The 25,247-nt window shown below is 69.7% G+C and carries 21 protein-coding genes and 2 tRNA genes; 2 read left to right on the top strand and 21 right to left on the bottom strand.

Features of this window, described 5'->3' with window-relative positions:
* Positions 1–13 precede the first annotated feature (13 nt).
* The 9 genes from OG787_RS33375 to OG787_RS33335 form a co-directional block, all read right to left on the bottom strand.
* Positions 14–86: transfer RNA gene (locus OG787_RS33375), tRNA-Ala, on the bottom strand.
* Between the two features lie 81 nt (positions 87–167).
* On the bottom strand, positions 168–401 hold the full coding sequence (locus OG787_RS33370; RefSeq protein WP_044472114.1) for a hypothetical protein: 234 nt from the start codon (positions 399–401) through the stop codon (positions 168–170).
* A 433-nt stretch (positions 402–834) separates the two neighbouring features.
* Positions 835–907: transfer RNA gene (locus tag OG787_RS33365), tRNA-Ala, on the bottom strand.
* A gap of 105 nt (positions 908–1,012) precedes the next feature.
* Positions 1,013–1,687: a histidine phosphatase family protein gene (locus tag OG787_RS33360; RefSeq protein WP_235479161.1), complete on the bottom strand. Its 675-nt coding sequence runs from the start codon at positions 1,685–1,687 to the stop codon at positions 1,013–1,015.
* Entirely contained in the window at positions 1,684–2,127 is a 444-nt protein-coding gene (gene rsfS / locus OG787_RS33355; protein WP_369035937.1) for a ribosome silencing factor, read from the bottom strand. The genes OG787_RS33360 and rsfS overlap by 4 nt, the downstream gene beginning before the upstream one ends.
* A gap of 100 nt (positions 2,128–2,227) precedes the next feature.
* Positions 2,228–3,961 carry a LytR C-terminal domain-containing protein gene (locus OG787_RS33350; protein WP_405537689.1) on the bottom strand — a complete coding sequence of 578 codons (1,734 nt, stop codon included), beginning with the start codon at positions 3,959–3,961 and terminating at the stop codon, positions 2,228–2,230.
* A gap of 16 nt (positions 3,962–3,977) precedes the next feature.
* Positions 3,978–4,604: a nicotinate-nucleotide adenylyltransferase gene (gene nadD / locus OG787_RS33345; protein ID WP_235479158.1), complete on the bottom strand. Its 627-nt coding sequence runs from the start codon at positions 4,602–4,604 to the stop codon at positions 3,978–3,980.
* Positions 4,605–4,643: 39 nt separating this feature from the next.
* On the bottom strand, positions 4,644–4,808 hold the full coding sequence (locus OG787_RS33340) for a hypothetical protein (RefSeq protein ID WP_198655517.1): 165 nt from the start codon (positions 4,806–4,808) through the stop codon (positions 4,644–4,646).
* Positions 4,809–4,928: 120 nt separating this feature from the next.
* Entirely contained in the window at positions 4,929–5,099 is a 171-nt protein-coding gene (locus tag OG787_RS33335; protein WP_235480212.1) for a hypothetical protein, read from the bottom strand.
* A 102-nt stretch (positions 5,100–5,201) separates the two neighbouring features.
* Here OG787_RS33335 and OG787_RS33330 point away from each other — a divergent pair, with 102 nt between their 5' ends.
* Positions 5,202–6,308 (top strand): M48 family metallopeptidase, encoded by a 1,107-nt coding sequence (locus OG787_RS33330; protein ID WP_369035935.1) that lies wholly within the window; start codon positions 5,202–5,204, stop codon positions 6,306–6,308.
* A 75-nt stretch (positions 6,309–6,383) separates the two neighbouring features.
* Here OG787_RS33330 and OG787_RS33325 read toward each other — a convergent pair whose 3' ends face one another.
* The 5 genes from OG787_RS33325 to proB all read right to left on the bottom strand — a co-directional run bounded on the left by OG787_RS33325 (position 6,384) and on the right by proB (position 11,661).
* Positions 6,384–7,454 (bottom strand): hypothetical protein, encoded by a 1,071-nt coding sequence (locus OG787_RS33325; RefSeq protein ID WP_405537686.1) that lies wholly within the window; start codon positions 7,452–7,454, stop codon positions 6,384–6,386.
* Positions 7,455–7,555: 101 nt separating this feature from the next.
* Positions 7,556–8,179 (bottom strand): hypothetical protein, encoded by a 624-nt coding sequence (locus OG787_RS33320; RefSeq protein ID WP_369035933.1) that lies wholly within the window; start codon positions 8,177–8,179, stop codon positions 7,556–7,558.
* A gap of 277 nt (positions 8,180–8,456) precedes the next feature.
* The gene (locus tag OG787_RS33315; protein ID WP_369035932.1) at positions 8,457–9,743 is read right to left on the bottom strand and encodes a glutamate-5-semialdehyde dehydrogenase; all 1,287 of its coding nucleotides are present in this window, start codon (positions 9,741–9,743) and stop codon (positions 8,457–8,459) included.
* A 118-nt stretch (positions 9,744–9,861) separates the two neighbouring features.
* On the bottom strand, positions 9,862–10,326 hold the full coding sequence (locus OG787_RS33310; protein ID WP_105974476.1) for a hypothetical protein: 465 nt from the start codon (positions 10,324–10,326) through the stop codon (positions 9,862–9,864).
* Between the two features lie 207 nt (positions 10,327–10,533).
* Positions 10,534–11,661, bottom strand: coding sequence for a glutamate 5-kinase (gene proB, locus OG787_RS33305; protein WP_369035931.1), 1,128 nt, complete (start codon positions 11,659–11,661; stop codon positions 10,534–10,536).
* A gap of 232 nt (positions 11,662–11,893) precedes the next feature.
* Here proB and OG787_RS33300 point away from each other — a divergent pair, with 232 nt between their 5' ends.
* The gene (locus OG787_RS33300) at positions 11,894–13,168 is read left to right on the top strand and encodes a phospholipase D-like domain-containing protein (protein WP_405537685.1); all 1,275 of its coding nucleotides are present in this window, start codon (positions 11,894–11,896) and stop codon (positions 13,166–13,168) included.
* A gap of 58 nt (positions 13,169–13,226) precedes the next feature.
* Here the strand turns inward: OG787_RS33300 and OG787_RS33295 are convergent, their stop codons facing one another.
* The 7 genes from OG787_RS33295 to OG787_RS33265 all read right to left on the bottom strand — a co-directional run bounded on the left by OG787_RS33295 (position 13,227) and on the right by OG787_RS33265 (position 25,194).
* Entirely contained in the window at positions 13,227–15,263 is a 2,037-nt protein-coding gene (locus OG787_RS33295) for a hypothetical protein (protein ID WP_369035929.1), read from the bottom strand.
* A 135-nt stretch (positions 15,264–15,398) separates the two neighbouring features.
* Positions 15,399–16,901, bottom strand: a complete 1,503-nt coding sequence (locus OG787_RS33290; RefSeq protein ID WP_405537683.1) for an SDR family NAD(P)-dependent oxidoreductase — start codon at positions 16,899–16,901, stop codon at positions 15,399–15,401.
* A gap of 174 nt (positions 16,902–17,075) precedes the next feature.
* On the bottom strand, positions 17,076–18,626 hold the full coding sequence (locus OG787_RS33285) for an alkaline phosphatase (RefSeq protein ID WP_369035927.1): 1,551 nt from the start codon (positions 18,624–18,626) through the stop codon (positions 17,076–17,078).
* 303 nt (positions 18,627–18,929) lie between these two features.
* On the bottom strand, positions 18,930–20,366 hold the full coding sequence (gene obgE, locus OG787_RS33280) for a GTPase ObgE (protein ID WP_235479148.1): 1,437 nt from the start codon (positions 20,364–20,366) through the stop codon (positions 18,930–18,932).
* 143 nt (positions 20,367–20,509) lie between these two features.
* The gene (rpmA, locus tag OG787_RS33275; protein WP_105974470.1) at positions 20,510–20,764 is read right to left on the bottom strand and encodes a 50S ribosomal protein L27; all 255 of its coding nucleotides are present in this window, start codon (positions 20,762–20,764) and stop codon (positions 20,510–20,512) included.
* Between the two features lie 14 nt (positions 20,765–20,778).
* Positions 20,779–21,099 (bottom strand): 50S ribosomal protein L21, encoded by a 321-nt coding sequence (gene rplU, locus OG787_RS33270; RefSeq protein ID WP_006374708.1) that lies wholly within the window; start codon positions 21,097–21,099, stop codon positions 20,779–20,781.
* A 324-nt stretch (positions 21,100–21,423) separates the two neighbouring features.
* The gene (locus tag OG787_RS33265; protein WP_405537680.1) at positions 21,424–25,194 is read right to left on the bottom strand and encodes an Rne/Rng family ribonuclease; all 3,771 of its coding nucleotides are present in this window, start codon (positions 25,192–25,194) and stop codon (positions 21,424–21,426) included.
* Positions 25,195–25,247 lie beyond the last annotated feature (53 nt).

Below are 25,247 nucleotides of genomic sequence, written 5' to 3'. Positions count from 1 at the left end.
CCTTCAACTTCTGTGGAGCTAAGGAGAATTGAACTCCTGACCTCCTGCATGCCATGCAGGCGCTCTACCAACTGAGCTATAGCCCCTCGCACCGCTCCGCCGGGTCTCCCCGGCGGCGACGCCAACATTACCGGTCCCCCCGGTGCAGCACCAAATCGTTTGCCGGGTCAGGCCGTGACGAACGAGTAGAACCGTTTGAGGGTGCAGTGCTCCTCCAGGAGCCGGCCGTAGATCGGCTCGCCCTCCAGCTCACGGTAGGTCTCGATCGGGTCGCCTTTTATGATCAGCGCCCGCGCGCATTCCTCGCACCAGTACTGGTAGTCGTGGTTCACCGGCTCCATGTCACGGACGATCGGCGTACCACTGCCGCACCAGTCGCATTTCCTCCTGTGTGCACCCATCGATCAGCTCCAGCTGTGGCCGCAGGCCGTGCACACGTAGGAAATCCCGCCGTTGTCACCGAGCACCTGGGCGACGTGGCCGGAACCGCAGGAAGGGCAGCTGAGACGGGTTCTCCTACCCCGTATGACTGCCGCTTCAGAGAGGTGACCGACCTCCCTGAGGATGCTCGCAGGCATCGCAACTCCCTCCCGTCGGGCCGCGCCCCCTTCCGGCCGTTTGATTCTGCCACGGCCGGACCAATACGGTCAGCGACGCCTTCGTACCAGTCCGGACACGGCACCCGCCGCAGCCGTCGCGGCCAGCACGAACGCGCACTTAAGAAGGGCCTCCGCAGAGGTATACGCCTCAGGGCCCCAAGTGACTCAAGCAGGGGCGAACGAAAAATCCCGCCCCCCGGAGGGGGCGGGACCTTGATCAACCAGCCATCTACTGTGGAGCTAAGGAGAATTGAACTCCTGACCTCCTGCATGCCATGCAGGCGCTCTACCAACTGAGCTATAGCCCCGTCTGTTCTTCCCGCCCGGCGGGGCGAACAAGAAGAACTTTAGCCTGCGACCAGCCGGAAAGTGAAATCCGGGTCCGGGCCCCTGACGGGGTGCGGGAGGCACGCTCAGTCGTCGTCGCCGAGCACCGGCTCGGGCAGTGTGCCGGCGTTGTGCTCCAGCAGGCGCCAGCCGCGCGCGCCCTCGCCGAGGACGGACCAGCAGCAGTTGGAGAGACCGCCGAGGCTCTCCCAATGGTGGGACTCCAGGCCGAGCAGACGACCGATGGTCGTCCGGATGGTGCCGCCGTGGCTGACCACCACAAGGGTGCCCTGCTCGGGGAGCTTGTCGGCGTGCCGCAACACCACGGGGGCGGCGCGGTCGGCGACCTCGGTCTCCAGCTCGCCGCCGCCGCGGCGGACCGGCTCACCGCGCTTCCACGCGGCGTACTCGTCGCCGTGGCGGGAGATGATCTCCTCGTGCGTCAGGCCCTGCCAGACGCCCGCGTAGGTCTCGCGCAGGCCCTCGTCGTGCGTCACCGTGAGGCCGGTGAGTTCGGCGAGTTCGCCCGCGGTGTTCGCCGCGCGCTGAAGGTCCGAGGCGACTATCGCGTCGGGCTTCAGGGAGGCGAGCAGGCGGGCGGCGCGGCGGGCCTGGCCGATGCCGGTCTCGGTGAGCGGCACGTCCGTGGTGCCCTGGAAGCGCCGCTCCACGTTCCACGACGTCTGGCCGTGGCGCCACAGGATGAGACGGCGGCCGGGGCCCGGCTTGCGGCGGGTCCCGGTGGACGCGGGGGCGGTCACCGCAGCCCTCCGAAGTCGGCGGTGTCCTCCTCGGCCTGCAGCTTGGCGTGCTCGGCGGCCTTGCCCCGGGTGGCCTTGGCGTCGGCGGGCAGCTCCAGTTCGGGGCAGTCCTTCCAGAGGCGCTCCAGGGCGTAGAAGACGCGCTCCTCGCTGTGCTGGACGTGGACGACGATGTCGACGTAGTCCAGGAGCACCCAGCGGGCCTCGCGGTCGCCCTCGCGGCGGACCGGCTTGGTGCCGAGTTCCTTGCTGAGCCGCTCCTCGATCTCGTCGACGATCGACTTGACCTGACGGTCGTTGGGTGCGGAGGCCAGCAGGAAGGCGTCCGTGATCGACAGCACGTCGCTGACGTCGTAGGCGATGATGTCGTGCGCGAGCTTGTCGGCTGCCGCCTGCGCGGCGGCGGTGATCAGCTCGATGGAACGGTCAGTGGCGGTCACTACAAGGCTTTCGGTCGGCGGTCGGGGAAACCCGTACGGGTACTGCTACGGAACCCAAGGGTCTCACGGACCGCCGACACCACCCCACGTCATTACAGGATCACGACGCGGGCTCGTAGTCCTGGCCGAGGATCACGGACACGTCCGCGTTCGAGGTGACCGTGCCCTTCTTCACCGAGCTGGTGGGCAGGCCCAGCGTCTTGGCGGCCTCGGTGGCGTTCTCCTTGTCGGCAGCGTCGGAATAGAGGACCTGGGAGGTGGCGCGGGCGGTGTCGGCCGTGCCGGCCTCCAGGAAGGTGAAGCCGCCGTTGAGGAGGACGACCCGGGCCTTCTCGGTGTCGTCCTTGTCTCCGGTGGCGTTCTGGACGGAGACACGGACCGCGGCGTCCTTGTCGGGGCTCTTGGCGGTGCCGCCGAGCACCGTCTTGACGACGGAGGCGCTGGCCTGGGCGCTCAGCGTGCCGTCGCCCTGGACGGGCAGCAGCGAGGTCTTGTAGTCGCCGCCCTTGGCGAGGTCGGCGAGCCGCGCGAGGAAGCTGCCAAGGTCCTTGTCGGTCAGCGAGGGGTCGAGGATCTGGGCCAGCGTCTGCACGGTGACCGTCGCGGCCTGGGCGTCGGAGGACAGCTTGCGCAGCACGCCCTGCATGACCGCTCCGAACCGCTCCAGCTGGGCGTCCTGGGTCTCGCCGGAGGCGGTGTAGGTGGCATAGGCGACGGCCATCTTGCCGCTGAGCGTCTGGTCCTCGCCCTTCTTCACCAAGGGTGCCGTGCCCTTCTTGGTGTTGTCCGGGTCGGGCACGTTCGCGTCGGTGTCGATGTCGATGTTGCCGACCAGCTCGACAAGGTTCTGTAGGTAGGGCGTGTCGAGCCGCCAGGTGCCCTCGATGTCGGTGCCGAGGACGGTGTCGAGCGCGTCGCGGGTCCCGGAGGAGCCGTCGTCGTCGACGGACTTGGCGAGGGTGGTCGTGGAGCCGTCGTCGTCGGTCAGGGCGAGGGAGTTGGGCAGCAGGACGGTGGTGCCCTGCTTGGTGGTGGCGTTGTCGACGAGCAGCACCGTGGAGGTGCCGCCCTTCTTGGTGTTGTGCAGATGGACGACCACGACGTCGCGCTTCTGGGCGGCGGCGCTGGTCGCACTCCCGGCCTTCGTGTCCGAGGAGGACGCGCCGGGCAGCTTCCCCGCGTACCAGAGGTAACCGACCCCGCCCACCGCCACCAGGGCGAGGACGACGACCAGGGCGACGGCACGGCCCCGCGCGCGGCGCTTGGCCTCCTCGCGACGCTCGGTGCGGTTCTCGGTGAAGTTCAGCCAGTCGATGACGTCCTCGGAGTCACCGTCGGGGTCCTCGACGAACGCGAACTGCTGGGTGCTGTAGTCGCGTTCGCCCGCGGGCTCCTCCGCCTTCGGAGTGCCGCCCTCTGCGGGCGGCCCGCCCTGTTGCGGTACGAAGGCGGTCGGCTCGGCCTGCGCGGTACGTGCCGTCGGGACGGCGGGCGCGGTCTGCTCGGCGACCCGGGGCTGCTGCCCGCTGCTCGCCGGCTGCCCGTAGGGGTCGTACCCGGTGTTCGGGTTCCCGGCGCCGTAGGGGTCGTACGCGGGCGCGGCCTGCTGCTGCCCGGTCGCGTACGGGTCGTAACCGTACCCCTCGTACCCCTGTGCCGGGGGTGCCTGGGGGGCCTGCTGCCCGTACGGGTCGTACGACTGCTGCCCCGGCTGTGACGGTTGCTGGTACCCCTGCTGCGGCACCGCCTGGTACACAGGCCGGCCGTAGTCGTCGTAGCCGACGATCTCGTACTGCTGTTCGCCGTCGTACCCCGAGTCGTATCGGTCGTTCACCGGTGCCCCTCTCGGCTCACTCGCCGCGGTACAGCTCGCGCTTGTCGATGTAGCGCACCACGCCGTCCGGCACCAGATACCAGACCGGGTCGCCCTTGGCGACCCTCGCACGGCAGTCTGTGGACGAGATGGCCAGGGCGGGCACCTCGACCAGCGAGACACCGCCCTCCGGGAGTCCCGGGTCGGTCAGGGTGTGACCGGGCCGGGTGACCCCGATGAAGTGCGCGAGGGAGAACAGTTCCTCGGCGTCGCGCCAGGTGAGGATCTGGCCGAGCGCGTCGGCGCCCGTGATGAAGAACAGGTCCGTGTCGGGGTTGAGCGCGCGCAGGTCGCGCAGGGTGTCCGTGGTGTACGTGGGGCCACCGCGGTCGATGTCGATGCGGCTGACCGAGAACTGGGGGTTCTCGGCGGTCGCGATGACCGTCATCAGATAGCGGTCCTCGGCCGGCGACACGCTGCGGTCGGTCTTCTGCCACGGCTGTCCGGTCGGTACGAACATCACCTCGTCGAGGTGGAACTGCGCGGCGACCTCGCTGGCCGCCACGAGGTGCCCGTGGTGGATCGGATCGAATGTGCCGCCCATGACGCCGATGCGGCGCTTGCCCGGGTTCGACCGGCCGGTAGGCATGTCCTGCTCTCCCATGGGTGCAGACCCTACCGGCCCTGCCTGAACGGACCGGACTCAGCGGTCACGGTTGAAGCGGGTGGTGATCCACAGCAGGAGCATCAGGATGAAGAAGGCGCCACCACCGGTGAGGTAGGGGCTGAGGCTCTCGTGGTTGCCGCCGTGCTCCTCGCCCTCGGCGGCAAGGGTGACCAACTGGGCTGCGGTGCTGTGGAAGCTCATCTTCGGCAGGACCTATCCGGTGAGGGCGGGATAAAGACGTCGGCTCATCGTAAGCGTGCCCGTCCACCGGGATCACGCCGACTCCGCCCAAGGATCCGGCGGGGGAACTTCCGGCCCGTCTCAGTCGTCCTTCTCCTTGTACCCCCGCAGCAGGAACCACGCGGTCAGGATGCAGCCGAAGAACATCACGATCAGCACGACCCGGAGCAGATCGCCGGACCCCTGTCTCTCGGCGGCTTTCGCGGCCTCGGTGATCCAGTCGGTTGCGGGGGTGTGGTCCATCGGATCCATCGGATCGCTCCTTACGGTGTGCTGCCCCGCCACGGTATCTCCGCCTAGGCTGGGCCCCGCTTCGGGGGGCACATAAGGGCAATCAGACGCGTGGGGGAACACATGTCCGACGACAGCCACGAGAGCAACGGACACGGGCCGGACGGCCACGAGAACGTGCCCAGCAGGCAGCGCACCCGCTTCCCGGGGATCTCCTCACGGGCGTACGAGCACCCGGCCGACCGCTCCGCCCTGGTCGCCCTGCGCAAGCTCAGCGGGTTCGACACCGTCTTCAAGGCGCTCAGCGGGCTGCTCCCCGAGCGCAGCCTGCGGCTGCTGTTCCTGTCCGACTCGGTGCGGGTCTCGGAGCAGCAGTTCGCCCACCTCGACGTCATGCTGCGGGACGCCTGCGACATCCTGGACCTGGAGAAGGTCCCGCCGATGTACGTCGCCCAGGACCCCCAGCCCAACGCGATGTGCATCGGCCTGGACGAGCCGATCATCGTCGTCACCACCGGTCTGGTCGAGCTGCTCGACGAGGAGGAGATGCGGGCCGTCGTCGGACACGAGGTCGGACACGCCCTCTCCGGCCACTCCGTCTACCGGACGATCCTGCTCTTCCTGACCAACCTGGCCCTCCGCATCGCCTGGATCCCCCTCGGCAACATCGCGATCATGGCGATCGTCACCGGCCTGCGCGAGTGGTTCCGCAAATCGGAGCTGTCCGCCGACCGCGCGGGACTCCTCGTCGGCCAGGACCTCAAGGCCTCGATGCGCGGCCTGATGAAGATCGCCGGCGGCAACCACCTGCACGAGATGAACGTGGACGCGTTCCTCGCCCAGGCCGAGGAGTACGAGGCGGGCGGCGACCTGCGCGACTCCGTACTGAAGATCCTGAACGTCCTGCCCCGCACCCACCCCTTCACCACCGTGCGCGCCGCCGAGCTGAAGAAGTGGGCCGAGTCCCGCGACTTCCAGCGGATCATGGACGGCCACTACCCGCGCCGCACCGAGGACAAGGACACCTCGGTCTCCGGCTCCTTCCGCGAGTCGGCATCGAGCTACGCGACCAACGTCAAGAACTCCAAGGACCCCCTGATGAAACTGGTCACGGACATCGCAGGCGGAGCAGGCGACCTCGGCGGCCGAGTACGGCGCGGATTCGGCGGATTCGGCGGCTCGACACCACCGCAGGACAACCCGCCGAACAACACATCGCCGGACGCCTGAACCCACCCAGGGGCGCGGGGAACTGCGCGACCAGCCCCCACCGGGCCCGCGCCCGACGAGCCACCCCAGACACCCTCACACCTTCGGCTGCGCCCCCACCGCCAACGACCCGCACAGCGCCGTAGCCCCATCCGTGGCGAACGGATCCGTACCGGCGGGGCCACCTTCCTTGGCGGTCTGGCCGGCCAGCAGCGGGCGGAAGTGGTTCGCGGAGTCCTCCGCACAGGACAGGGGCCCGGCCTGGACGTACGAGACGACCAGCCGGGCCTGGTGCATCCGCAGATCGTCCCGGTCGAAGCTGAAGTGCAGCTCGCGCCGAACGGTGAACAGAGACGCCTTCGCCTTGCCGTCCGCGCCGGTCGGCCGCAGCGCGTACACGAAGGTGTGGTCGGCGACGACCTCCAGGGTCGCCGAGTCGGCCTCGGCGGCCCGCAGGGTGCCCCGGACGCGGATCTTGTCGTCGGCGAGCTGGGCGCGGGAGGGGTCGAAGCGGACCAGCCAGCCGGTGGGCGCGTGCCTGCCGTCGGCGACCGGGCTGTCGAAGCTCTGGTCGAACTGGTCGAGCTGGTCGGGATCGAGCAGCACCCGCACGGCACGGACCTCGCCGCCGGTGAGCACCTCCGGGTAGAGCGAGGACTCGACTATGTAGTCCTTGGCGGTGGTCAGGGCGCTGACGACCTGGCTGTCGGAGAAGTGCGCGGTGCTCTTGGTGGCGGGCAGCGCGATGCCCTCGGCGCCTATGCCGAACTGGGCCGCCGGACTGCGTGCGAACAGTTGTTCGGGGTCGACCGCACCGGGCACGGCGCCCTGCGGCGCCAGCGGGATGACGGTCATCCGCAGCGGCTCCGGAGACAACTCGGCGACCGGACTCTCGTACGGGTTGCGTATGCCCATGTAGATGGCGGTGCCGAAGGCGACGGCGATCAGCACGACGAGGATCAGCGCCTGCCGGGACAGCCCCCGGTGCAGGGGCTGACGGCGGCGTACGGCCGGTGCGTGGTCGTCCAGGCGCTCCTGCGCGGAGAACTCCTGGAGCCGGGCAGCACGGACGAACGACTCGTCGAAGACGACGGATCGGTACTCGTCCTCGCCGCCACCAGGGGTGGCCTCGGGTGTCCCCTCAGGTGGGTCTCCTGGTCCGCCCATACATTCAGAGTAGGTCGCGGGAAGCCCCGGTAAACGCCCTCCCGCACGACAAGTTCTGACAGGTTCTCACCAGGAAGAAACAGGGCGCGGACAGGTTTGGGTCAAGGAGTGCGCGGGATCGCCGAGACAGCCGGCTGGGAGTAGTCGGCGGAGGCCGAAGGAGTCGTCGCGCTGCCCTGCTCCAGGCCGGTGGAGGCGGGTGGCGGCACCTGCTCCTGGCGGCCGGACGACGCGCCCCGGTAGACCGCTGTGAAGGCCAGCGCGACCATGCCGATCCCCATCACGAGGGCGAGCATCCAGGCGACGGGACGGTGCCAGCGGGAGACCTGCTTGCCGTGAGTGCCCGGAGCGCCGTAGCGGCCCTCCAGGATCTCGGCGTCGTCCAGGTCGTCGAGATCCGGGTCGTGGCCGAAATAGGCGGGGTCGTCCGGGCCGAAGCCGTCCTCGTAGCGCTCGTCGTCCCCTCTGGGGCCTCTGGTGTGCGCCCGGCGGGCCTCGGCCTCGGAGGCCTCCGCTCTCGCCTGCGCGGCGGCCAGGAGGCGCTCGACGGCGGTCGGCTCGTGCACCACGGCCGCCTGTACGAAGGCCTCGTCAAAGACCACGGAGGCGAACTCTTCGTCCGACACCCCGCGGTCGCGGTCGTCTTCGGGCTCCCAGCCGTCAGGGAAGAACGGCGTGCCCCCCACGTCCTCCGGCACGGATCCAGAGTAGACCGGGGGTGTCATTTTGGGCAGACGGTCGGGAAATTCAGCTACTGGATGAGATGCGTTTCATGCGCCGCCCGGCGCGCGGAGTCGCGATCGCTCAGGCCTGCCTCGGGGTGTTCGCGCCGGTCACACCTGCCGACCTGCATTTCTGCCGGGGGTCCGGGGGTCGCCCCCCGGAAAGATGCAGCATTCGCGGCCGACCGCCCCGGGGCACTGCGATCCGCCGGGTCCCCGCGCCGGTCGTGCGCCGGGCGCCCGGCGCACGGACCCTCGATCACGCCCCTCAGCAGCGGATTCAGCGGCGGATGTGCCCGTCGCCCGTGACGATGTACTTCGTGCTCGTCAGCTCGGGCAGGCCCATCGGGCCGCGTGCGTGCAGTTTCTGGGTAGAGATGCCGATCTCGGCGCCGAAACCGAACTGACCGCCGTCGGTGAACCGCGTGGAGGCGTTGACGGCGACCGTGGTCGAGTCGACCAGCTGGGTGAAGCGGCGGGCGGCCTGCTGCGAGGTCGTCACAATGGCCTCCGTGTGACCGGAGGTCCACAGCCGGATGTGCTCGACGGCCTTGTCGAGGGAGTCGACCACGGCGGCGGCGATGTCGTAGGACAGGTACTCGGTGTCCCAGTCCTCCAGCGTGGCCTCGACGACGGTCGCCTTGGAGTCCTTCGCGTACGCCTGCACCCGCGCGTCGGCGTGCACGGTCACCCCGGCCTCGGCGAGGGCGTCCAGGGCGAGCGGCAGGAACTCGGCGGCGATGTCCTGGTGGACCAGGAGGGTCTCGGCGGCGTTGCAGACGCTGGGCCGCTGGGCCTTGGAGTTGATCAGGATGTCGACGGCCATGTCGAGGTCGGCCTGGGCGTCGACGTAGACGTGGCAGTTGCCGACGCCGGTCTCGATCACGGGGACCGTGGACTCGGTGACGACGGTCTGGATGAGGGAGGCACCGCCGCGCGGGATCAGGACGTCGACCAGACCACGCGCGCGCATCAGCTCCCGTACGGACTCGCGGCCCTCGCCGGGCACGAGCTGGACGGCGTCGGCGGGCAGCCCGGCGCCGCCGACGGCGTCGCGCAGCACTCGTACGAGCGCGGTGTTCGACTCGTACGCCGAGGACGAGCCGCGCAGCAGGACCGCGTTGCCGGACTTCAGGCAGAGGGCGGCGGCGTCGACCGTCACGTTCGGGCGGGCCTCGTAGATGATGCCGACGACGCCCAGCGGGACGCGGACCTGGCGCAGGTCGATGCCGTTGGGAAGGGTCGAGCCGCGGACGACCTCGCCGACCGGGTCGGGCAGCGCCACCACGTCCCGTACGTCGGAGGCGATCGCGCGCACCCGCTCGGGGGTGAGCGTCAGCCGGTCGATGACCGTCTCGCTGGTGCCGGCCTCTCGCGCGCGGGCGATGTCCTTGGCGTTGGCCTCGACGATTTCGCTCGTACGGACCTCCAGCGCGTCCGCGATGGCGAGCAGCGCGTCGTCCTTCTCGGCCCGCGGGAGGGGCGCGAGGTCGGCGGCGGCTGCCTTGGCGCGGTAGGCGGCCTGGGTGACCGGGGACATCGAGTCGTACGGCGAAAGCGTGGTCATGGGGGAAGCGTAGTGCGCCGGGCGGAACCGTCCACCGGCTATCCCAAACCCCGAGACAAGCCGCTCAGACCCCGCAAAAGGGGTGCCTCTGTAAAGGCCTTCCGTAGAGGTCGGAAGGTCAGAAGGGGTGGACGCCCACCGGGGTCGCCGGGAGCGGGCCGTAGCCCTCGGCGATGCGGTGGTGGTAGGTCTCGCGGTCGATGACCTCCAGGCCGACGATCTCCCAGGGCGGCAGCTGCGCGGTCTGGCGGTGCTCGCCCCACAGCCGCAGGGCGACGGCCGCGGCGTCGTGCAGGTCGCGGGCCTCCTCCCAGTAGCGGATCTCCGCGTGGTCGTTGGCGTAGCGGCTGGTCAGCAGAAAGGGATGGTCGTGGGCGAGCTGTTCCAGGCCTCGCCTGACCTCCTTGAGGGGGGCCTCGGCGCCGGAGACGCTGAGCGTGACATGCCACAGCCGGGGCACGTCCTTCGGCTCCTCGTACGCCTCCTCGTAGCGGGCGCCGGCCACGACGCTGGTCAGGGCGCGCTCCTCGCCCACCTTGCGGGAGGCGGTTCCACCGCGGGACGCCGCCGCCCCAGGGCGCACTCGTCTCACGACGGCCTCCTTTACCCGATGGTCGTGCGGAATCTCCCTGAAACAGAGAGAAGCAGGTGCGCACGCTTCATGGGGCGCTTTTGCGGAACGTCCACCTCACGGCGGGCGGATTTGCGGGGCGTTCCCCCTGTTTTCGGCCTTTGCGGGACGGGAGTAAAGAGAGGTTTTGCAGAGTCCGGGGAATCCCGTTGCGGACGGCTACGGGTTCAGGACGACGAGGTCGTCCCGGTGGACGACCTCGCGCTCGTACGCGGGGCCCAGTTCGCGGGCCAGTTCGCGGGTCGAGCGGCCGATCAGCTGGGGGATCTCCTTGGCGTCGAAATTGACGAGCCCGCGTGCGACGGCGAGGCCCGCGCTGTCGCGCAGTTCGACCGGGTCGCCCGCGACGAACTCGCCCTCGACGCCGGCGATCCCGGCCGGCAGCAGCGACTTGCGGCCCTGGACGACCGCGCGCACGGCGCCGTCGTCGAGGGTGAGCGAGCCCTGCGGGGTGGAGGCGTGCTGGAGCCAGAGCAGACGGTCGGCGGAGCGCCTGCCGGTGGGGTGGAAGTAGGTGCCGGTGTCCCGGCCCGCGAGGGCGTCGGCGGCGTGGATCGCGCTGGTCAGGACGACGGGGATACCGGCGGCGGCGGCGATCCGGGCGGCCTCGACCTTGGTGACCATGCCGCCGGTGCCGACTCCGGCCTTGCCCGCGCTGCCGATGTCGACCTGCGCGAGGTCGGCAGGACCGCGCACCTCGGCGATCCGGGACGTACCGGGCCTGCTGGGGTCGCCGTCGTACACGCCGTCGATGTCGGACAGCAGGACGAGGAGGTCGGCGCGCACGAGGTGGGCGACGAGGGCGGCGAGGCGGTCGTTGTCGCCGAAGCGGATCTCGTCCGTGGCGACGGTGTCGTTCTCGTTGACGACCGGGAGGGCGCCCATCGCGAGGAGCTTGTCGAGGGTGCGGGAGGCGTTGCGGTGGTGGGCGCGCCGGCTGGTGTCGTCGGAGGTGAGGAGCACCTGACCGACGCGGATGCCGTGGCGGGCGCAGGAGGCGGTGTAGCGGGCGACGAGAAGGCCCTGGCCGACACTGGCGGCGGCCTGCTGGCGGGCCAGGTCCTTGGGGCGGCGGCGCAGGCCGAGGGGGGCGAGGCCTGCGGCGATGGCGCCTGAGGAGACGAGGACGATCTCCTTCTCGCCGCCGCTGCGGCTCTTGGCGAGGACGTCGACGAGCGCGTCGACCCGGTCGGCGTCGAGGCCGCCCGCCGCCGTGGTCAGCGACGAGGAACCCACTTTGACGACAATCCTGTGGGCCTCTGCGACGGCCTGCCTTGCCCCTGCCACCTGCGGTCTGTCCCCTCGGGTCGTCCGGCTGTACTGCCGGGCAATTTACGCGAACACCCCCTGGGGGTGTGCATCGGTCCAGTGGGCGGACGGGGGATCTCACGCCCACCCGAATCTCATGACCACCCGACGCCCGGCCCCACCGCTCCCTCTGGCAACATCCCCTCGGCAAGCGTCAGTTCGCGGATTCCGAGCACGCCCGAACTGATCCGCACTCTTGTCAGGGGGACCCATGAATCTCGCGCCTCGCGCGTCCACCGGCAGATCCGGCCGACTCGCCGCGGTCCTGGCCGCGCTCTCGCTCACCGCCGGGCTCCAACTCGGCCTCGCCGACGACGCGTCCGCCGCCGTCACCGCGGGCCCGGTCTTCAACGACCCGACCGGAACCGTCGCCGAACAGCGGGCCATCCGCACCCTGCTCCTCGATTACATCGGCCAGTCGGAGTCGGGGTCGTCGATCAAGGCCTCCGTCTACCACCTCTGGGACGAGGGCCTCGCCCAGGCCCTCGCGGACGCCCGCGCCCGGGGCGTCGACGTACAGCTGATGCTGGACGAGAGCGACGTCAGCGACAACGACGACGATCCCTCGTATCCCGTCCTGGCCGCCGCCCTCGGCACGGACCTCGCCCAGGACTCGTTCGTCGGCCTGTGCCCGGTGAACAGGTCCTGCCTGGGGCAGCCCGCCCTGGGCGCCTCCATCAACCACAACAAGTTCTGGCTGTTCTCGCAGGTAGACGGCGCCTCGAACGTCGTCGTGCAGACCTCGTCGAACATGACGCCGTCCAGCTACAGCCGCTTCTGGAACGACGCGTACGTCCTGCCGGGCAACACGGCGATCTACACCGCGTACAGCGACTACTTCGCCGAGCTGGCCGGGCAGGACTGGGCGAACTGGCGGTACACCTCCACCACCAGCAGCCCGTACAAGGTGTACTTCTTCCCGCGCCCCGCGAACGACCCCGCCCCGGGCGACACCGTCACCGCCGTCCTCGACAACGTCGCCTGCACCTACACCGAGAGCGGCACGACGAAGCACACCAAGGTGCGGGTCGGCATGTTCAAGCTCACGCGGCTGGCCGTGGCGCAGAAGCTGGTCGCGCTGCAAAAGGCGGGCTGCGAGGTCGACATCGTCTACTCGCAGACGGACAGCGGCAGTTCGAGCGGCACCTGGGAGACCCTGCACGCGTCCGGCGGCCCGGCCCTGCGCTGCTACAACTGGGACGACGACGGCAACTCGAACACCGCCTCGCGCATCATCCACTCCAAGTACCTGCTGATCGAGGGCAAGTACGACGGCACGGCGAGCCAGAAGGTCCTGTGGACCGGCAGCCACAACTACTCAGGCCCGGCCCTCACCAAGAACGACGAGGCGCTCCTGAAGGTCGACAGCAACGCCGACCACGACGCCTACGTCACCGTCTTCGACGCGACCAAGGCAGCGGCGGTCCCGGGCACCGCCGACAGCACGAACGCCTGCAAGGGCATCAGCGGCACACCCGAGGACTGAAACGGAAGGGGCCCGTCCCGAGGAACGATCCTCAGGACGGGCCCCTCCCGACGGATTCTCAGGTCCGCGCGGTCGCCGCCTGCCGCTTCTGGCCCGCGTTCCGGGTCTCGGCCTTCACTGCGAGGTCGGCCGTCGCGGTGTTGAACTGCTCGATGGACGGCGGCTCGTCGGGCCCGAGCAGATACCGCTTCAGCTCGGCGCGCTCCCCGGCCAGCGGATCGGCCGCCGGATCGCGTACGGCATCCAGCAACTGCCCCAGTTCCTCGGCACTGTTGGTGAGGATCACGGCGGCGCGTACGGCGGTGTTCTGCCGTTTGAACTCCTCGGCGCCCAGCTCCGCCGAGTCCGTCACGGCGTACGGCTTGCCGCTCGCGATGAAGTCGGAGACCACGCTGGAGATGTCGGAGACCATCCCGTCGGACACGTTGAAGCAGTCGTAGAGACGTGGCTCGGCGCCCGTGATGACCCGGTGCTCCCCGGCGCCGAACGAACGCCAGTACGCGTCGTTCCACTCGGTGCGCAGCTTCGCGGTCTCCTCGTGCCGCTCCAGGTCGACGACCCCGTCCCGCGTCGCCTCCGCCTCGTCGCCCTTCTCACCGCCGGGCCCGGCCAGTTCGGCGAGCCGCGCCTCGATACGCGCGAGGTCGGCCTTGGCCCGCGTCTGCTCGTCGACGTCGCCCAGGAAGCGCGGGTCGGATGCCCGTTCGACCGCGGCGGCCTCGACCAGCGCGGTGATCCGCTCGTGGGCGGCCTTGGCCTCCTCGCTGCGGGTGCCGGTGAAGGGGTGCGGCTTGTACAGCACCCGGACGGGCGGCTCGGCCGACACCAGTGCGCGCACGATGTTCTCGCCGGCGAGCAGGAGGGAGGTGTTGCCGGGATCGTCGTCCCAGCCCTCCCAGGTCGGGGCGTAGAGAATCGTGGGCACCCCTCCGGACGGGCCGCCCCGAACACCGCTCTCGATGGGGGCCAGTTGGGGCCGCCCCACCTCGACGATGTCCTCGTCCCGGACACCCACGTCGGCGATGGCGTACCGGTCGCGCCCGGCCCGCCCGGCGACCCACACCTCGTCGTAGGCCTTGCTGAACGGGTTCACGCTGGCGATCTTGTCGCTGTCGCCGTGCCCGATGAAGACGTGCTTCATGGTCGGTACGCGCAGCAGGTGGATGTTCTTGCCGACGTTCGCCGCGTAGAGCGCGACCCGGACCGTGCGCAGGTCCAGGTTCATCAGATGGATGCCGCCGGGCACACAGATGACGGGAACGGTCGTCGGCGCGAGGTTCTGTAGTATGACGCGTTCCCGCAGGACGATCAGCGGCCGGGTCTCCAGCTGCTCCATCGTCTCCAGCCACATGTTGACCTGGTACGCCGAGTCCTTGGAGCCGGAGAAGTACAGCAGCGTCTGCGGCCGGTACTCGCGCAGCCACGCGTCCGTCGCGGCCAGCACGGTCTCCGCGTCCGGCGGGATCCGGCGGCCCCGGACGAAGGGCGCGAGGGCGACCACGTACAGGAACGCCAGTCCGAGGGTGATGCCGACGCCGGTCATGCCGTACACCGTCGAACCGGTCTCGACGGTGATCAGGATGCCGGTCACCGCGGCCAGGTCGAGGTGGAGCATCTTCTCGCTGGAGCGTTCCAGCAGGAAGCGCGGCGGGGCGTTCGGGATGGGGATGCGCGAGGCCAGGTCGACGTTGCGGGTGGCGACCGGCATCCGGCGGCGGTTGCGGATCAGTGTGGTCAGGGCGCCGTGCGGGGCCTGGAAGCCGTAGAAGGCGATGAAGCAGGCGATCGCCGCATAGAAGATCATGCTCCGGGAGAGGTCCGCGCGCGCCAGGAGCAGCAGCACCAGCAGCTCTCGCACCAGGAACCGGATGGAGACGCCCGCCCGCACCTTGCCGAGGCGGTTGATCAGATAGCTGCCCCGGTGGTGCAGATAGTGGTCCGCCAGGTAGGTCACTGCGGCGGCGACGGCGAAGGCGGGCACGCTCGGGACGAGCGCGGCCACCATGAGACAGGGGAAGCCCAGCATCATGAGGACCGCCGCGGCCAGCTCGGCCGGGCTGCCCACCCGGGCGACGCGAATAGCAGTGGAAATCAAGGAGAACCTGTATCTGAGAAATTACCCGAAATCGGTCTGGAGATTATCCGGGAGCCTGTCCGGCGGTTTTTGTGGATTCCGTGTGCGCTTGCTGCCGAAATTCACCCTCGGGCTTGAAGGCATACGGACGTGGCTTCATGCTAGGCCGTCGTCCTGACGGTCGAGAACGCTGGCGAGCGCCTGTTCGAAGCCGGAGGCCCGGCCGGCCGGGGCCGTCGGGTCCTGCTGGCGGACGTCGATGACATGCCCGGTCAGCTCGGACAGCAGCACGTCCAGCGACGTACGGGCCACCGCCTCGGACGACAGCAGCGAGCCCGCGGGCTCCTCGCCGAAGGCCTTCGTCCGCATCGGGGTGGCCGTGCGCTCCGGGTTGATGCAGTTCACGCGGACCCCGTCACCGGCCCATTCGTCCGACAGGGCCTGGGTGAGGTTCACCATCGCGGCCTTGGTGGAGGAGTAGAGGCTGTACTCGGCCCGGCCGCGCGTGTAGCTGCTGGAGGTGTAGAGCAGCAGCTGGCCCTTGGTCTCGGCGAGGTACTTGTAGGCCGAACGGGCGATCTGCACAGGGGCCAGGTAGTTGACCTTCAGCGCTTCCTCGATGGTCGCATTGTCGGTCTCGGCGAGTTTGCCGATGCGCAGTACGCCGGCCGTGTTGACGACGTGGTCGATGCGCCCGGTCTCGGAGTACGCCTTGGACAGCGCGTCGTCGACCTCCTCCGGGTTCTCGACATGCGTCCCGGTGGTCGAGCGCCCCAGGGCGTACACCGTGGCGCCGTACCCCTCGGCCAGTTCGGCGATGTCCTTGCCGATGCCGTACGACCCGCCGAAGACGACGAGCGTCTTACCGGTGAGCAGTTCCCGATATGCCTCTTCACTCATCTGCTGGGGCGTGGCGGTGGAGGCGAGCTGGAAGAGCTTGTCGGCGATGAAGACGTCGACGGGCTGGGTGACCTTCATGTTGTACTCGTCGCCCGCGACGACATGGATCGGCACGTCGGGCAGGTACTTCAGTACGACCGAACAGTCGTCCGTGGCCTGGAAGTTGGGGTCGCCCGCCGCGACCTCGTAGGCCCGCCGGATGGTCGACAGCTTGAACGCCTGGGGCGTCTGACCACGCCGAAGCCGCGACCGGTCCGGGATCTCGGTGATGAACTCACCGTCCTCACCATGCGTACGGGTGACGATGATCGTGTCGGCGGAGGGAATGGCGACGTCGACGGCCTGGAACCGCTCCAGGGCGATCACACAGTCGTCGATGACCCGCTGGGACAGCAGAGGCCGTACGGCGTCATGGAAGAGAACATTGCGGTCCTCGCCCTCCTCCAGCCCCTCCCCCAGCGCGCCGATGGCCCGCTCGGTGGTGTCGTTACGGGTGGCGCCGCCCTCGATGATCCGGGTGACCTTCCTGAAACCGGCCTTGGCGACGATCTTCTCGATGTCCGCCACATAGCCGGGGGCCATCAGCACGATGACGTCGTCGATCGAATCCGCCTGCTCGAACGTGTTCAGGGTGTGCTCGATGACCGCCTTCCCGGCGATCTTCAGCAACTGCTTCGGAATCGACAGGCCCACCCGCTGACCGGTGCCGCCCGCGAGGACGACGGCGGTGGTGCGGGGCTTGGCATTGTGCTGGGACACGGGCGACCTACCTCGGGGCAACAGAGAACCCTGAAATCGTCCCACCTGCGGTAACCGCAATGCAAGGTGAGCGCCGCCCGGCGCATATGCGTGCGCAACCCGCCATTCACCGGAAATTATTTTCAGTGATTCTGCTTACGGTCGGCCGCGTGCCCTTTCGCCGGTCAGACCGGTTCAGACCTGCCGTACCCCCGGTTTCCCGGAGTCGACACGGAGTTTGGCGAGGGTCCGGGAGGCGGAGGTGGGCTTGGTCACGGTGTCCGCGATCCGCACCTGGGCGTCGATGCCGCCCCGCCGGATGTCGAAAAGATGGTATCCACGATGGTTGTCGATGACCTTCCAGTGCGGATTGTCACCCTTACGCGCGTCCCACTCCTTGTGGAAGGCGACGGGATCCTGGTCCCCACCACTCGATATGGACGTACCGACGAACTCGGCACCGACAACGGCCGAGCCGGGGTCGGCGAAGTCCCGCTTGAGGTCGCTGATCATGGTGAGGTGACGGTCGCCGGAGAGGACGACGGGGTTGCGGATGCTCGCGAACTCGGCAAGCAGGGCGTTGCGTTCGACCTGGTAGCCGTCCCAGGCGTCGTAGTACCAGAGCTTGCCGTCACCGATCTTGAGGTCGGTCTCGGCCATCATGATCTGCGAGGCGATGAGATTCCACCGCGCCTGTGAGGTCTGCAAGCCATTCAGCAGCCACTGCTTCTGCGCGGCGCCGAGCATGGTCATCGCCGGGTCGAGGGCACCGGCCTGACTGGTCGCCTGGTCGCTGCGGAACTGCCGGGTGTCGAGCACGTTGAGGCGGACGAGCCGCCCGAAGTCGAACCGCCGGTGCATACGGATGTGCGGGCCGTTGGGCACGGAGGTGGCGCGGACGGGCATGTGCTCGTAGTAGGCCTGGTAGGCGGCGGTGAGCCGCGCGGCGAACGCCTCGGGCGTCTGCTTGTCAGGGTCCTGCGGCACATCCCCGGCGAAGTCGTTGTCGACCTCGTGGTCGTCGAAGGTGACGACGAAGGGCGCGGCGGCGTGCATCGCCTTGAGGTGCGGATCGCTGTGGTACTGGGCGTACCGGTTGCGGTACTGGACGAGGCTGAACGGCTCGCCGGTGCCCTCGTGCTTGCGTACGCCGGTGATCGCGGACGTCGACTCGTAGATGTAGTCGCCGACGAAGACGACGAGGTCGGGGTCCTGGGCGCGCATGTCGGCGTACGGGGTGAAGTAACCGTGCTGCCAGTTCTGGCAGGAGGCGAGCGCGATGCGCAGATGGCTGCCGGAGACAAGCGGCCGGGGTGCGGTACGGGTACGCCCCACCGGCGAGAGCTGCCCACTGGTCCGGAACCGGTACCAGTAGTGCCGGTCGGGACTCAGCCCGCGTACATCGGCGTGAACGCTGTGCCCGTACTCGGGCCGGGCCCAGGCGTACCCACGCTTGACCTTGCGCCGGAACCGCGAGTCCTCGGAGATCTGCCACTCGACGACAACGGCCCGATCGGGCATCCCGCCACCATTGAGCGGATCGGGAGCGAGCCGGGTCCACAGCACGACACCGTCCGACAGGGGATCCCCTGAGGCGACCCCAAGACTGAACACCCCGCTGGGCAACGGGGTCTGCGCGGCCCGAGCGGTCCCCGCAAGCAGCAACTGCCCGGACGCGGCGGCCCCGACGGCGGCGGCCCCAGCAGTCAGAAACCGGCGTCTGCCGGGCGAAACGACCCCACTCATCGTCGAACTCCCTTGCCTGGGCAGCTTCTTGGACCTACGGAAGCTCCCACGACAGCCCGACCGACCAAGTACACCTGGGCAGACAAGAGGAGACCCCTGAGAAAAGATCAGGGGGAGATCATAAGAAACGCCGCAGGCGCTCCCGGCGGCAGGGTGGGCACTATCACTTCAGCCCGTCCGGCGTTTGAGGACGAGGCCGTTCAGGCCGAAAGGGGGGTCTGGGGGCGCAGCCCCCAGGAACGGGATGGGACGGGTAGGGGCGGCGGGGGCGAAAAACAACGCCCCGCACCCCCACCAAACCCCCTAGAACGGCTCGAAGTCGTCGAACTCCCGCTGCACATCGTCCCGCTCAGCCTGCCGATCCCGCCGCCGCTGCGCCGCCGGCCGAGGCACCTCAAGCCGATGATCCTCACCACGCCGCCCGAGCATCTCCGCCCCGGCCATGACCGTCGGCTCCCAGTCGAAGACAACCGCGTTGTCCTCGGGCCCGATGGCAACGCCATCCCCCGCCCGGGCCCCCGCCTTCATCAACTTCTCCTCGACACCCAGCCGGTTGAGCCGGTCGGCCAGATACCCGACCGCCTCGTCGTTGTTGAAGTCGGTCTGCCGCACCCAGCGCTCGGGCTTCTCACCCCGCACCCGGAACAGCCCGTCCTCCTCCTGGACAACGGTGAAGCCCGCGTCGTCGACGGCCTTGGGCCGGATGACGATCCGGGTCGCCTCCTCCTGGGGCTTGGCGGCCCGCGCCTGCCCGACCATCTCGGCGAGCGCGAACGACAGCTCCTTCAGCCCGATATGGGCGACGGCGGACACCTCGTACACCTGGTACCCACGTGCCTCCAGCTCGGGCCGCACCATCTCGGCGAGGTCCAGCCCGTCGGGCACGTCGACCTTGTTCAGGACGACGATCCGCGGCCGGTCCGACAGCCCCCCGTACTCCTTCAGCTCCTCCTCGATCATGTCGAGGTCGGAGACGGGATCACGCTCGGACTCCAGCGTCGCCGTGTCCAGCACATGCACGAGCACACTGCACCGCTCCACATGCCGCAGGAACTCGAGCCCGAGCCCCTTGCCCTGACTGGCACCGGGAATGAGCCCGGGCACATCGGCAATGGTGTAAACGGTCGCACCCGCAGTCACCACACCCAGGTTGGGCACAAGCGTGGTGAACGGATAGTCGGCGATCTTCGGCTTGGCAGCGCTGAGCACCGAGATCAGCGAAGACTTACCGGCACTCGGATACCCCACGAGTGCCACGTCGGCGACGGTCTTCAGCTCCAGGACGATGTCCTGCAAGCCCCCGGGCACCCCGAGCAGCGCGAACCCGGGCGCCTTGCGCCGGGCCGAGGAGAGCGCGGCGTTGCCGAGCCCACCACGCCCGCCCTCGGCGGCGACGTACGAGGTCCCGTGCCCGACCAGGTCGGCCAGCACATTGCCGGCCTTGTCGAGCACGACCGTCCCGTCCGGCACCGGCAGAACCAGGTCCTGCCCGTCCTTGCCGGACCGGTTGCCGCCCTCGCCGGGCTTGCCGCTGGTGGCCTTGCGGTGCGGGGAGTGGTGGTAGTCGAGCAGCGTGGTCACGGACTGGTCGACGGTGAGGATCACGTCACCGCCGTGTCCGCCGTTGCCGCCGTCGGGCCCGCCCAGCGGCTTGAACTTCTCACGGTGGACGGAGGCACAGCCGTGACCTCCGCTACCCGCGGCGACATGCAGCTCGACGCGGTCCACGAAGGTGGTCATGGGATGTGCCTCCAGTTACGTACGAAAATCTTCAGGCAGAAATCTCTGCCAGAAACCTCTGCTCAGGTGAAACACGCGAAAGGCGGACCCGCTTCCCGGGAGGGAAGTGAGGTCCGCCTCGCGAAAGCTTCCGATCAGCCGACTCAGGCGACCGGAACGATGTTCACGACGTTGCGACCACGGTGCGTACCGAACTCCACGGCACCGGCGGCCAGCGCGAACAGCGTGTCGTCCTTGCCACGGCCGACGCTCGCGCCGGGGTGGAAGTGGGTGCCACGCTGGCGGACCAGGATCTCACCGGCGTTGACGACCTGACCGCCGAAGCGCTTCACGCCGAGCCGCTGAGCATTGGAGTCGCGACCGTTCCGGGTGGACGATGCGCCCTTCTTGTGTGCCATCTCTCCTCAGTCCCTTACTTCGCAGCCGCGGGGATCTCAGTGACCTTGATCGCCGTGTACTGCTGGCGGTGGCCCTGACGACGGCGGTAGCCGGTCTTGTTCTTGTAGCGAAGGATGTCGATCTTGACGCCCTTGTGGTGGTCCACGATCTCGGCCTGGACCTTGATGCCGGCCAGGACCCACGGGTCGCTGGTCACAGCGTCGCCGTCGACAACGAGCAGGGTCGAGAGCTCGACCGTGTCGCCAACCTTGGCAGTGGAAATCTTGTCAACCTCAACGATGTCGCCGACAGCAACCTTGTGCTGGCGACCACCGCTGCGCACGATGGCGTACACGCGGATCTCACTCTCTCGCTCGGGAACGGCACCCCCGCAGTCCAGCCGCCCGACAGAGGCGAGCGGCCTCTCCCGCCGCACCAAAATTGCCCGGTGCTCAGGAGGATGCAGGTTTACGGGGATGTGACGCGTCGTGGATGAAGCTATGGACACGCCGACGCTCAAGATTACGGGCCCGGCCTGAACGGGTCAAACTGAGCGCGATTCCCCCCGCTCCGGGCCCCCAAACCACAAGCACCCGAACGGCGACGGCCCGCCCGGTGAACCCGGACGGACCGCCGTACCGCACACGTAACTACTGCTGCCCGGACAACCGGAGGCTGATCAGCCCTCCGTGCCCGCCGACACCGACTCCTCGGCCGCCGCCGTCTTCTTCGACGTCGCCGCCTTCTTGGTCGTGGCCTTCTTGGCGGCCGTCGTCGTCTTCTTCGCAGCCGTCTTCTTGACCGCCGTGGTCTTCTTCGCGGCGGTCTTCTTGGCCGTGGTCGCCTTCTTGGCGGCGGTCTTGCGCGCCGTCTTCTTGGCGGGGACCGCGTCCTCGGCCTCGGCCGTGTCGGCAGGCGCCGCAGCGGCCTCGGTGGCCGCCGGGACGACCACGACGGCCGCCTCCGCGGACGAGGTGGGCGCGGTGGCCTTGCGCACGGCACGTCGCCGCGGCCGGGCCGGAGCCGCACTCTCGGTCGCCGCGACAGCCTCCACGGGCTCCTCGACAGGAGCGGGAGCCGCCACCGGCTCGACGACGGTCTCAGCGACGACCGTCACCACGGTCTCCGCCACAGCCTCGTCGGCCGCCTTCGGCGACCCGGCCGGAGCGGACACCTTGCGGGTGGCCCGCCGACGCGTACGCCCCTTGGGAGCCGCGTCGTCCTGCACCGGCGCCTCGGCGACGGGCGCCTCGACGATCGGGTCCTCGACGGCCACGGGCTCGGCGTGCGCCACGACCTCAGGCACCGCGACCGGCGCCGCATCCGGAACCACCGCGGCCTCGGCGACAACCGGCTCAGCCGTACGGGCATCAGCGCGACGCCCGTCCGTCGAACGCGACTCCGACCGGGGCGCCCCCGCCGGAGCCGAGGCCCGACGGCTCGCGCGCCGCCTGGAACGGCCACCGCGGCCGGCCGCGGCCTCCGCCTCGGCGGCACTGTTGTACAGCTCGTCGTCGGGCTCGAAGAAGGGCTCCGGCGCCGCGACCTCGGCGGCGACCTCGGCCGCCGTCTCCTCGACGTCCTCGTCGGCGTCCGTGTCCACGATCACGTCGTGCTCGTGGGTGTCGTGGGCATGCTCGTGCTCGGCGCCGCCACGGCCGCGCTTCTTGCGCTTGCCGCCGCCTCCACTGGAGCTGGGCTGCTCCATGTGCACGATGACACCGCGGCCGTTGCAGTGGACGCAGGTCTCGGAGAACGACTCCAGCAGGCCCTGTCCGACCCGCTTACGGGTCATCTGCACGAGCCCCAGCGACGTGACCTCGGCCACCTGGTGCTTCGTACGGTCACGGCCCAGGCACTCCAGGAGGCGCCGCAGGACCAGATCGCGGTTCGACTCCAGGACCATGTCGATGAAGTCGATGACGACGATGCCGCCCAGGTCGCGCAGCCGCAGCTGGCGCACGATCTCCTCGGCCGCCTCCAGGTTGTTCCTGGTGACGGTCTCTTCGAGGTTGCCGCCCTGGCCGGTGAACTTGCCGGTGTTGACGTCGACGACGATCATCGCCTCGGTCTTGTCGATCACCAGCGAGCCGCCGCTGGGCAGCCACACCTTGCGGTCGAGCGCCTTGGCGAGCTGCTCGTCGATGCGGTACGTCGCGAAGACGTCGACCTCGGAGGTCCACTTCGACAGCCGGTCGGTCAGGTCCGGGGCGACGTGGGCCACGTACCCGTGGATCGTCTGCCAGGCCTCGTCGCCGCTGACGATGACCTTGGTGAAGTCCTCGTTGAAGATGTCGCGCACGACGCGGACGGTCATGTCCGGCTCGCCGTACAGCAGGGTCGGCGCGTTGCCGCCCTTCGACTTCTTCTGGATGTCCTCCCACTGCGCCTGGAGCCGCTCGACGTCACGGCGCAGCTCGTCCTCGCTCGCGCCCTCGGCGGCGGTGCGCACGATGACGCCCGCGTCCTCGGGGACGATCTTCTTGAGGATGGTCTTCAGACGCGCGCGCTCGGTGTCGGGCAGCTTGCGGCTGATGCCGGTCATCGACCCCTCGGGGACGTAGACCAGGTAGCGGCCGGGCAGCGAGACCTGGCTGGTGAGCCTGGCCCCCTTGTGCCCGATCGGGTCCTTCGTGACCTGCACGAGGACCGACTGCCCGGACTTCAGCGCGCTCTCGATGCGCCGCGGACCGTTGGCCATGCCCAGCGCCTCGAAGTTGACCTCACCGGCGTACAGGACGGCGTTGCGCCCCTTGCCGATGTCGATGAACGCGGCCTCCATGGACGGCAGCACGTTCTGGACCTTGCCCAGGTAGACGTTGCCGACGTACGAGGTCGACTGCTCCTTGTTGACGTAGTGCTCGACGAGCACGTTGTCCTCGAGAACGCCGATCTGGGTGCGGTCGCCGTACTGGCGTACGACCATCACGCGTTCGACGGCCTCACGGCGGGCCAGGAACTCGGCCTCGGTGATGATCGGGACGCGGCGGCGGCCCTGCTCGCGGCCTTCGCGGCGGCGCTGCTTCTTGGCTTCGAGGCGGGTCGAGCCCTTGATGGACTGGACCTCGTCGCTCGGGTGCTCGTCCCGCTTGGGGCGCGGCTCGCGGACCTTGACGACGGTGCGCTCGGGGTCGCTCTCGGCGGTCCCGATCTCGCTCTCGCCGGACGAGTCACCGGCACGACGCCGACGACGGCGCCGGCGACGGCTGCTGGCGGAACCGGACCCGCCCGGCTCGTCGCGCTCGTCCTCCTCGGCGTCCTCGTCGACCTGGTCGACCTGGTCGGCGGTGTCCGCGGCGTCCTCGTCGGACCGCGCGGACTGCCCGCCCGCGTAGTCGTCGTCCCCGGAGTCGCCGTCGGAGTCGGTGGACTCACCACGGCGCCTACGACGGCCACCGCGGCGGCGGCGCCGACGCGAACCGGGGCCCTCGTCGCCGTCGTCGTCCGTGTCGGTGTCGACGCTGTCCTCGGCGGACTCGTAGGCGTCGTCGACGCTCTCCGTCTCCTCCGGCTCGACGGGCGCGGCGGCCACGGGCTCCTCGTCGGCACGCCCACGACGGCGGCGACGGCGCGGGGTGTGCTCCTCGACGACGGTCTCGGCGACCGGGGCGGCCTCGACGGTCTCTTCCTCGGTCTCGACCTCCTCGACGTCCTCGGCCGCTTCGGCGGCAGCCGCGGCGGCGGCCCGCTCGGGCGTCTGGAACATCGGCTCGGTGAAGACGGGCGCCTGGAACACGGCGACGGCGGGACGCGCGGGACGCCGCCCGTTCTCGCCGTTCTCGACGGCGGGTGCGGGCGCGGAGAACCCGACAGCGGCCTTACGGGCGACCCGGCGACGCCCACGACGCGACGAGGCGTCCTCGGCGACGACCGGCTCGGGCTCGGCGACCTCGGCAACGGGCGCGGGCGCCTCCTCCACCGGGGCGGCCGGAGCCGCGGCCTCGGTCTCGGCAGCGGGCGCGGAGACCCGGCGGGTGGCCCGACGACGGGCCCGCGGAGCAGGCGCGGCCTCCTCCACGGCGGCGGGCGCCTCGGCCACGCTCTCCTCGCCGCTCTTCTCGCCCTGCTCGCCGCTCTCCTCGGCAGTCGGGGCGGATACGGCGGTCACGGCCGGTTCGTCGACGGCTGCCTCGGCAGCCTTCGCGGGCGCACCGGCGGGCGCGGACGCGCGCCGGGTGGCCCGACGGCGCGTACGAGGAGCGGGCGCCTCGGCGGCGACCTCCTCGGCGTTCTGATCGGTCTCCACGGCCTTGTCGACCTGGTCGGCCTCCGCGGCCGGTATGGCCGGCGCCGTGGTCTCGGCCACGGCAGCGGCCTCGGCTCCGGCGACCGGCGGTCCCGCGGGGCGGGACGCTGCGCGGCGCCGACGGCGCGGCGGCAGGGTGTCGCTGGGGGTGTCGTGTGCGGAACCCTCGATGGGTTCCGAAGCGGCTTCGGTCGGTTCGAGCATGCGGGCGGTTCTCCCGTCAGGCTCCCGGGCGCCGCACCTGGTCCGGCTTGGGT

Source organism: Streptomyces sp. NBC_00075 (assembly GCF_045041225.1).
GTDB classification, from domain to species: Bacteria; Actinomycetota; Actinomycetes; order Streptomycetales; family Streptomycetaceae; genus Streptomyces; species Streptomyces adonidis.
This window is presented reverse-complemented; position numbering and strand designations above follow the sequence as displayed.

Coding starts and splice junctions, on each gene's coding strand:
- OG787_RS33370 (WP_044472114.1), bottom strand. CDS start 401: ATGGGTGCACACAGGAGGAAATGCGACTGGTGCGGCAGTGGTACGCCG.
- nadD (WP_235479158.1), bottom strand. CDS start 4,604: ATGGGAGAGCAGGACATGCCTACCGGCCGGTCGAACCCGGGCAAGCGC.
- OG787_RS33340 (WP_198655517.1), bottom strand. CDS start 4,808: ATGAGCTTCCACAGCACCGCAGCCCAGTTGGTCACCCTTGCCGCCGAG.
- OG787_RS33335 (WP_235480212.1), bottom strand. CDS start 5,099: ATGGATCCGATGGACCACACCCCCGCAACCGACTGGATCACCGAGGCC.
- OG787_RS33330 (WP_369035935.1), top strand. CDS start 5,202: ATGTCCGACGACAGCCACGAGAGCAACGGACACGGGCCGGACGGCCAC.
- OG787_RS33325 (WP_405537686.1), bottom strand. CDS start 7,454: ATGGGCGGACCAGGAGACCCACCTGAGGGGACACCCGAGGCCACCCCT.
- OG787_RS33320 (WP_369035933.1), bottom strand. CDS start 8,179: ATGACACCCCCGGTCTACTCTGGATCCGTGCCGGAGGACGTGGGGGGC.
- OG787_RS33315 (WP_369035932.1), bottom strand. CDS start 9,743: ATGACCACGCTTTCGCCGTACGACTCGATGTCCCCGGTCACCCAGGCC.
- OG787_RS33300 (WP_405537685.1), top strand. CDS start 11,894: ATGAATCTCGCGCCTCGCGCGTCCACCGGCAGATCCGGCCGACTCGCC.
- OG787_RS33285 (WP_369035927.1), bottom strand. CDS start 18,626: ATGAGTGGGGTCGTTTCGCCCGGCAGACGCCGGTTTCTGACTGCTGGG.
- obgE (WP_235479148.1), bottom strand. CDS start 20,366: ATGACCACCTTCGTGGACCGCGTCGAGCTGCATGTCGCCGCGGGTAGC.
- rpmA (WP_105974470.1), bottom strand. CDS start 20,764: ATGGCACACAAGAAGGGCGCATCGTCCACCCGGAACGGTCGCGACTCC.
- OG787_RS33265 (WP_405537680.1), bottom strand. CDS start 25,194: ATGCTCGAACCGACCGAAGCCGCTTCGGAACCCATCGAGGGTTCCGCA.